Annotated in this window: 7 protein-coding genes; 1 reads left to right on the top strand and 6 read right to left on the bottom strand. The window is 65.1% G+C overall.

Annotated elements, in window-relative coordinates; translation table 11 throughout:
* From RMO40_RS17995 to RMO40_RS17970, 6 genes are all read right to left on the bottom strand, one after another.
* A partial coding sequence (locus RMO40_RS17995) for a molybdopterin-binding protein (protein WP_309724351.1) occupies positions 1-751 on the bottom strand: 751 nt, incomplete at its 3' end.
* Positions 752-760: 9 nt separating this feature from the next.
* A complete protein-coding gene (locus RMO40_RS17990) occupies positions 761-1,627 on the bottom strand; it encodes an EI24 domain-containing protein (protein ID WP_309724345.1) in 867 nt (288 codons plus the stop codon).
* A gap of 25 nt (positions 1,628-1,652) precedes the next feature.
* Positions 1,653-2,642, bottom strand: a complete 990-nt coding sequence (locus RMO40_RS17985; RefSeq protein ID WP_309724343.1) for a sterol desaturase family protein — start codon at positions 2,640-2,642, stop codon at positions 1,653-1,655.
* Complete coding sequence (locus RMO40_RS17980) at positions 2,639-3,376, bottom strand: polysaccharide deacetylase family protein (RefSeq protein WP_309724341.1); 738 nt, start codon at positions 3,374-3,376, stop codon at positions 2,639-2,641. Before RMO40_RS17980 ends, RMO40_RS17985 begins: the two co-directional genes overlap by 4 nt.
* The gene (locus RMO40_RS17975) at positions 3,360-4,334 is read right to left on the bottom strand and encodes a YVTN family beta-propeller repeat protein (protein ID WP_309724355.1); all 975 of its coding nucleotides are present in this window, start codon (positions 4,332-4,334) and stop codon (positions 3,360-3,362) included. Before RMO40_RS17975 ends, RMO40_RS17980 begins: the two co-directional genes overlap by 17 nt.
* Positions 4,335-4,436: 102 nt before the next feature.
* Positions 4,437-5,252: a TIGR00266 family protein gene (locus tag RMO40_RS17970; protein ID WP_489660191.1), complete on the bottom strand. Its 816-nt coding sequence runs from the start codon at positions 5,250-5,252 to the stop codon at positions 4,437-4,439.
* A 104-nt stretch (positions 5,253-5,356) separates the two neighbouring features.
* Here RMO40_RS17970 and RMO40_RS17965 point away from each other — a divergent pair.
* Positions 5,357-6,791, top strand: a 1,435-nt coding sequence (locus tag RMO40_RS17965; protein ID WP_309724339.1) for a Na/Pi symporter, incomplete at its 3' end; no start/stop codon positions are given.

The following is a 6,791-nucleotide window of genomic DNA, read 5'->3' as shown; positions in this document are numbered from 1 at the left end:
CCACCAAACGCTCGCTGTCTTGTCCCTTGACACCCAGCTCGATGTGCCGGCCCCATTGCGGGTGGTCGACGCTGGGCAGGCTGAACACCTTGATGCCGGCGAACTCGGCTTCGATGCTTTCCATCAGCGGCGTGAGCGCAGCCTCCATCGCGCCCATCACGATCACCGACTGCTCGCGCTGAATTTGCGAGCAGTGCAGATGGGCGCAGTGCGTGTCCAGCACCCACTCGATCATCGGCCAGGCCATCACCGGGAAGCCTGGCACGAAGTACACGCCGCCCTCGGGGTAACGCAACGAGAAACCGGCGATCTTGTTGTAGGGGTTGGGAATGATTTCGGCGCCCTGTGGGAACACGCCCATGTTGAGCCGGTGCTGGTTGTCGCCGCGCTCGGGCTCGAAGGGTTCACCGCGCTCGGCAGCGATGTCGCGCATGCGCTCGATGATGAGGTCGCGCGCTTCGCTGTGCAGGGCCAGTGGCACGCCAAGTGCCCGCGCGGCGCACTGGCGGGTGTGGTCGTCGGGAGTGGCGCCGATGCCGCCACAGGAAAACACCACGTCGCCGCGGTCGCGCGCGGTGGTGAAAGCATGTTGCAGGTCGGCGGTGATGCGGCCCGGGTCGTCGCCGACATAACGCGCCCAACTCAGCGACAGGCCTCGCGCGGCCAGCAGGCTGATCACCTTGGGCAGGTGCTTGTCTTCACGCTTGCCGGAGAGGATTTCATCGCCAATGATGATCAGGCCGAAGTTCATGAACGTGTCTCAAAGAGGTGGAAGGGGCAGCATGGGTGCGGAGGCGTCAATCGCTGGCGTGGCCGGCACGACGGGAGGCTGCGTTTCGGCACGCATGGCCTGCAAGGCACTTAAGCTGTAGTGAGCGAACCAGAGCGCCGAGAACGCAAACACCAGGGTGTAGATCCAGATGGCCAGCGGCACCAGCACCGGCGCGAGAAACAGGAACATCGCGCCCGACACCCACAGCAGCGAGGGCGCCGCGCCAAGATAGCCCGTCACGACACCGATGAGCAGCAACATCGGGCGATGCCGCCGCACCAGCTCGCGCCGCTCTTCCTTGCTGGCGTGATCGGCCAGCATGTCGTAGCTCATCACGCGGTAGGTGAGCCAGCCCCAGATCAACGGCGGCACCACCAGCACCACCGGCGGGATCAGCCAGAACGGAATCGAGACCACCAAGGCCACCAGGGCGATCGCCGTGGCGCTGAGGCTCACGAACAAGCTGCCCGCGAAGGACCCGCCGCGACGCTGCTCGAGCGCAGCAAAACGCCGCCTGGCCACCAGCTTCAACATGGCCGGCGCCATCAGCAAGGCCACCGACAGCAGCGACAACACCACCAGCACCGGCAGGCTGAGGAAGACAACGATCATCGGCGCCAGCACCAGCTTCGCGCGACTCATGCCGATGCTGTCCAGCCACTGCGACAGAGCAGCCAGCAGCTCCCAGGAGCGGATGGCGCCCAGCACCGCGTCGATTGCCGGCTCCCAGAAAAAATAGCCCAGGCCGAAGGCCAGAGCCACCATCAGCACGAGCGGCAACAAGGACAGGAAGATCACCAGCGGGTGAACGCAGTAGGCCGCAGCGCGCCAGGCCGAATCGAACAAGGGTTTCATGGGCGCGGAGGATACGCGGGCGCGCTCAGCCGCGCCCGACCAGCCGCGCAAGGCCTCGCCACTGCTGCGCCCAGAAGCCGCGGCCGTAGTCGCGCCCGCCCTCTTGCGGCAACTGGTCGCGTATGCCGGTCGGGTCGTAGCGCTGCTCGAAGTTCGCGGTGCGAAAGAGCATGTCCCACAGCGGAAACAAAACCGCGAAGTTGTGCCCACCCAGCGTGCCGCGGCCTTGCGACTCGTGGCCGAGGCCGATGCTGTGGTGCAGCCGATGGAAACGCGGGCTGACCAGCACCCGCTCGAACACCGGCCCGAACCACATGCGCACATTCGCATGCGCCAGGCTCTCCAGCAGCTGGGTGCAGGCCACCACCGCCACAAACTGGCCTGGTGCAATGCCGATCAAGCGCGCCGCGAGCACCAGCACGCTGTCGCGGATCAGGTCGTCGAGCAGGTGGTTGCGGTTGTCGCTCCAGAGGGTCATCTGGCGCTGGCTGTGGTGCAGCGCATGCAGGCTCCACCATCGGGGCACGGCGTGCTGGGCGCGGTGCAGCCAGTAGTCGACGAAGTCGAACACCAGCAGGTAGGCCAGGAAGGCAAACCAGGCGGTGTCGGTCAGGCCGGGCCAGGCGGGCGCAAGCCAGGCGTCGAGCTGCCAGGCAGACACGCCCTGGTAGCTGAGTGCGCCGAAGAGCACGTCCCACAGCGGGTCGATCGAGAAAAACAGCGCCAGCCTGAACAGGCCCAGGCGGTGAATCAGCGTGTAGATCACGTCCACCCGCACCGCCGCGCGGTCGGTCAGTGCTTCGACAGGCCGCCAGCGCTCCAGCGCACGAAACGCCAGCAGCATCACCACCAGTTGCAACACGCCCACCAGCAACCAGCCGGTGGCGTCGTAGGCGTCTTCGATCACATTGCCAAAACCCAGCGCAAACGCGAGCGGCTGCACCGCGCTTTCGAACACCAGCTGCTGCGCACTGGCAAACGCGTCGGTGAATCCCTGCAGAAGACGGTCAATCATGGTGGCAAGGCCGCGAAGCAAAAACCCTTGGCCTTGAGGCCCGTGATCAGGGGCTCCAGCACGGCCGGCGCCCACGGGTCTTGGCGCGACCAGATGCCCAAGTGGGCGAGCAAGATGTCGCCACTGCGCAGGTCACGCAAGGCCCGTTTGAGCAATTGCGCATTGGGATATCGATCGCTCGGCAACTCATCGCCCAGGAACCCGGCCGGGCTCCAGGCCACGTGCTTCCAGCCACAGGCCTTGGCGGCTGCCAGCAAGGCGGGCGATGTCTTGCCCCCCGGCGCGCGAAACAGTCGCGCCATGGACTGACCGGTCATGGCCTGAAAGCGGTCGGCGGGGCGCTGCAACTCGGCACAGTATTGCGCCGTCGTCCAGCGTTGAACCTGCCCTGCCTGCGGCCCCGAGCTGGCCTTGACGCGAAAACCGCCCGACACGTCGGCCACCCAATACACATGGTCAAAGGTGTGTGAGCCGAAAGTGTGGCCCTCGGCGGCACGCGCCTTCCACCAGGGCGCCCATTGGTCGTCGAGACTGGCCCCGCCAGTGAGCGTCTTCTCGTTGGCCAGGAAAAACGTGGCCTTGATGTCGTGGCGGGTAAGCACCTCGGCCACCAGCGGCGCCACGCCCATGTGGCCGGTGTCGAAGGTGAGGTACAGCGGCTTGTCGCAGGCCGCAAACGCAGGGCCCACCGCCAACGCAGTTGCGACGCTCAGCAGCCTAACGGCGCGACGCATGGTCCAGCGTCCACACGCCATGCGGCGAGCGGCCCACCGCCACCTGCCGCACGACCTGCTTCTTGTCGATGTCGATGAAGCTCAATTTACGCGCCCAGCGCGAGCTGACCAGCAGCGTCTTGCCGTCGGCCAGCACGTCGATGCAGTCGGGCCCGCCGGGTGCGGGGTAGCTGGCCACCACGCTCAGCGAGTGGATGTCGATCATGCTGATGGTGTTGGCCACACGGTTGCTCACGAACACATGCTTGCCGTCGCCACGCGAACGAAACGCGTGCGCGCCGGCACCGGTTTGAATGCGCTTGACGAGCTTGGGCGCCGGGTTGCTCACGTCGTACACCTCGACGTATTCGTCACCGGTCAGGCCGACCATCAGCAAGCGGTCATCGGGTGTCAGGTACACGTCGGCGGGGAGCTTGCCGATGGAGATCTTCCAGCGCGGCTTTTGTGTGGCGAGGTCGATTGCCATCAGCTCATCGCTGTCTTGCATCGAGGCGTAGACCGTGCTGCTCTTGCTGTCGATGGCGAGGTGGCTGGGCGTGCGCGGGGCTCGCACGCGGCCGGCGAGCTTGATGGGCGCTGCCGCATCGTCAGGTTGCCAGTGGTAGATGTCGACCCGATCCAGCCGGTTGGCCGCGGTCACGAACCACTTCATGTCGGGCGAAAAACGCAGGTGATACGGGTCGCTGATCTTGGTGATGGTGCGCTGCACCTCGCCCGTCTTGGGGTCGATGAACGTGAGCGAGTCGCTCAAAGCGTTGGCCACGATGAGCGACTTCTCATCGGGCGTGAGGTAGAGGTGGTGCGGCTCTTTCCCGGTGGGAATGCGGCGCAGCTCGGCGAAGCTCTTGGGGTCGATCACGCTGATCGACGCGTCGAGAGAGTTCAACACGAAGATCGGATGCGAAGGCTTTTCGACAGCCACCACCGATGAACACAACAGGGCCGCCCACAGGGCCAGAAAGGCAGACGACAGCTTCAAAAGAGACACCGGGGTAGCAAAACACTAGTGTAGGCGGCCGGGCTCGGCCGACCGCCTCGTATAGCGGGTTGAATCAAGCGCTTATTCGTCGTCCCCGCCGAGCACACCACCCAGCAGGCCACCAGCGCCGAAACCGCCCAGCACCGAGCCCTCTTCGCGGCTGCCACCACGCTGTGGCGCTGCGGCAAACACGCGCGACGCCAGGCGCGAGAACGGCAGGCTTTGCAGCCACACCGTGCCGGGGCCGGTGACCTTGGCAAAGAACAGGCCTTCGCCGCCGAACAGCGCGGTCTTGATCTTGCCCACGTACTGGATCTCGAAGTTCACGTTGGGCGTGTAGGCCACCAGGCAACCGGTGTCGACGAACAAGACCTGTCCCGGTTGCAGCTCGCGGCGCACGACGGTGCCGCCCGCATGCACAAAGGCCAGCCCATCGCCTTCGAGCTTTTGCATGATGAAGCCTTCGCCACCGAAGAAGCCGGTCGAGATCTTCTGCTGGAAATGAATGCCCAGCGACACACCCTTGGCCGCGCACAGGAAGGCATCTTTCTGGCAGATCAGCATGCCGCCCAGCTGGCGCAAGTCCATGGGCAGGATCTTGCCTGGGTATGGCGCGGCGAACGCCACCCGCAACTTGTTCGCACCCTGGTTGGTGTAGACGGTGGTGAACAGCGACTCGCCGGTGATCAGCCGCTTGCCCGCACCCAGCAACTTGCCGAACAGGCCGCCACTCTGGCTGGCCGAGCCATCGCCGAACACGGTGTCCATGCTGATGCCGGCATCCATGAACATCATGCTGCCCGCTTCGCCCACCGCCGCCTCGCCGGGGTCGAGCTCGATCTCGACGAACTGCATTTCGGCGCCCTTGATCTCGTAATCCACCACGTCCATCGCCACGATGATTTCTCCTGTGTTGCGTCACAGCGCACCTTGCGCTCCGCGCCGAATTCTGACACCGGTGTGCCGTCATGAAACGGTCATCCGAGCGATAGACTCGGCGCATGCAACATCTGTTGAACCTGCTGGCCGCGATTGCCCTGCTCGTCTGGGGCACGCACATCGTTCGCACCGGCATGCTGCGTGTGTTTGGCGAAAACCTGCGACAGATCCTGTCGCGCAGCTTCAGCAACCGCCTCAGTGCCGCGCTGGCCGGCCTGGGTGTCACGAGCGTTGTGCAGTCGAGTACCGCCACCTGCCTAATCGTGGCCTCGTTTGTCGGCAAGGGCCTGGTCGCCACCGGCCCGGCGCTCGCGGTCATGCTGGGTGCTGACGTGGGCACCAGCATGATGGCCGTGGTGTTTTCACTGGACTTGTCGTGGCTGTCGCCGCTGTTGATTTTTGTCGGTGTGGTGCTGTTCATCACCAAACAGAACAACATGGCGGGCCGCATCGGGCGGGTGCTGATCGGCCTGGGTCTCATCACGCTCGCGCTGCAACTGATCGTTGCGGCCACCAAGCCGCTCACCGAAGCACCCGCGGTGCGCGCGTTGCTGGTGTCGCTGCCCAACGAGATCCTGCTCGACATCGTGGTCGGTGCCGTGCTGACCGTGTTGTCGTACTCGAGCCTGGCCATCGTGCTGCTGACTGCGACCCTCGCCGCCTCGGGCATGCTCACCGCACCCGTGGCCCTGGGGCTGGTGCTGGGCGCCAACCTGGGCAGCGGCATCCTCGCCATGATTGCCACCAGCGGCGCGGCCCCGCAGGTGCGGAGGTTGCCGCTGGGCAACCTCATCTTCAAGATCGTCGGCGCGCTATTGGCCATCCCCTTGATGCCGCAGATTCACATCCTGCTGCAGCAGCTCGTGCCCACCACGGTCCATCAGCAGGTGGTGGTGTTCCACCTCGCATTCAACGTGGCGCTCGCGCTCACCTTCATCGGCTTCACCGGCCTGGTTGGCCGAACCGTTGACCGATGGCTGGTGGGCCCCCCAGCGGGCGCTGGCTCCACCCGCCCGCGCCACCTCGACCCGGTCGCGCTGGCCACGCCCTCATTGGCCATCAGCTGTGCCGCACGAGAAGCATTGCATCAGGCGGACGTGGTCGAAACCATGCTGCGTGGTGTGCTGCCGGTGATCCGCAACAACGACCTCGACCTGGCACAACAGCTGAGGTCGCTCGACGACACCGTCGACGAGCTGTACTCCGCGATCAAGTTCTACCTGACGCAAATCTCGCACGAAGCGCTCTCCGAGCGCGAGAGCCGGCGCTGGACCGACATCGTCTCCTTCACCATCAACATGGAGCAGATCGGCGACATCATCGAGCGCGTGCTGCAAGACGTTGAAGACAAGAAGATCCGCAAGAACCGCAGCTTCTCCGACGCCGGCATGGCCGAGATCGTGCACCTGCACGAGCGCCTGCTCTCCAACCTGCGCCTGGGCATGAGCGTCTTCCTCGACGGCCACGTGCGCGACGCCCAAAAGCTGCTCGAAGAAA

It is taken from the genome of Rhizobacter sp. (assembly GCF_031412075.1).
Classification (GTDB): domain Bacteria; phylum Pseudomonadota; class Gammaproteobacteria; order Burkholderiales; family Burkholderiaceae_C; genus Rhizobacter.
The sequence above is the reverse complement of the archived record's forward strand: the minus strand, read 5'-3'. Positions and strand labels throughout refer to the sequence as shown.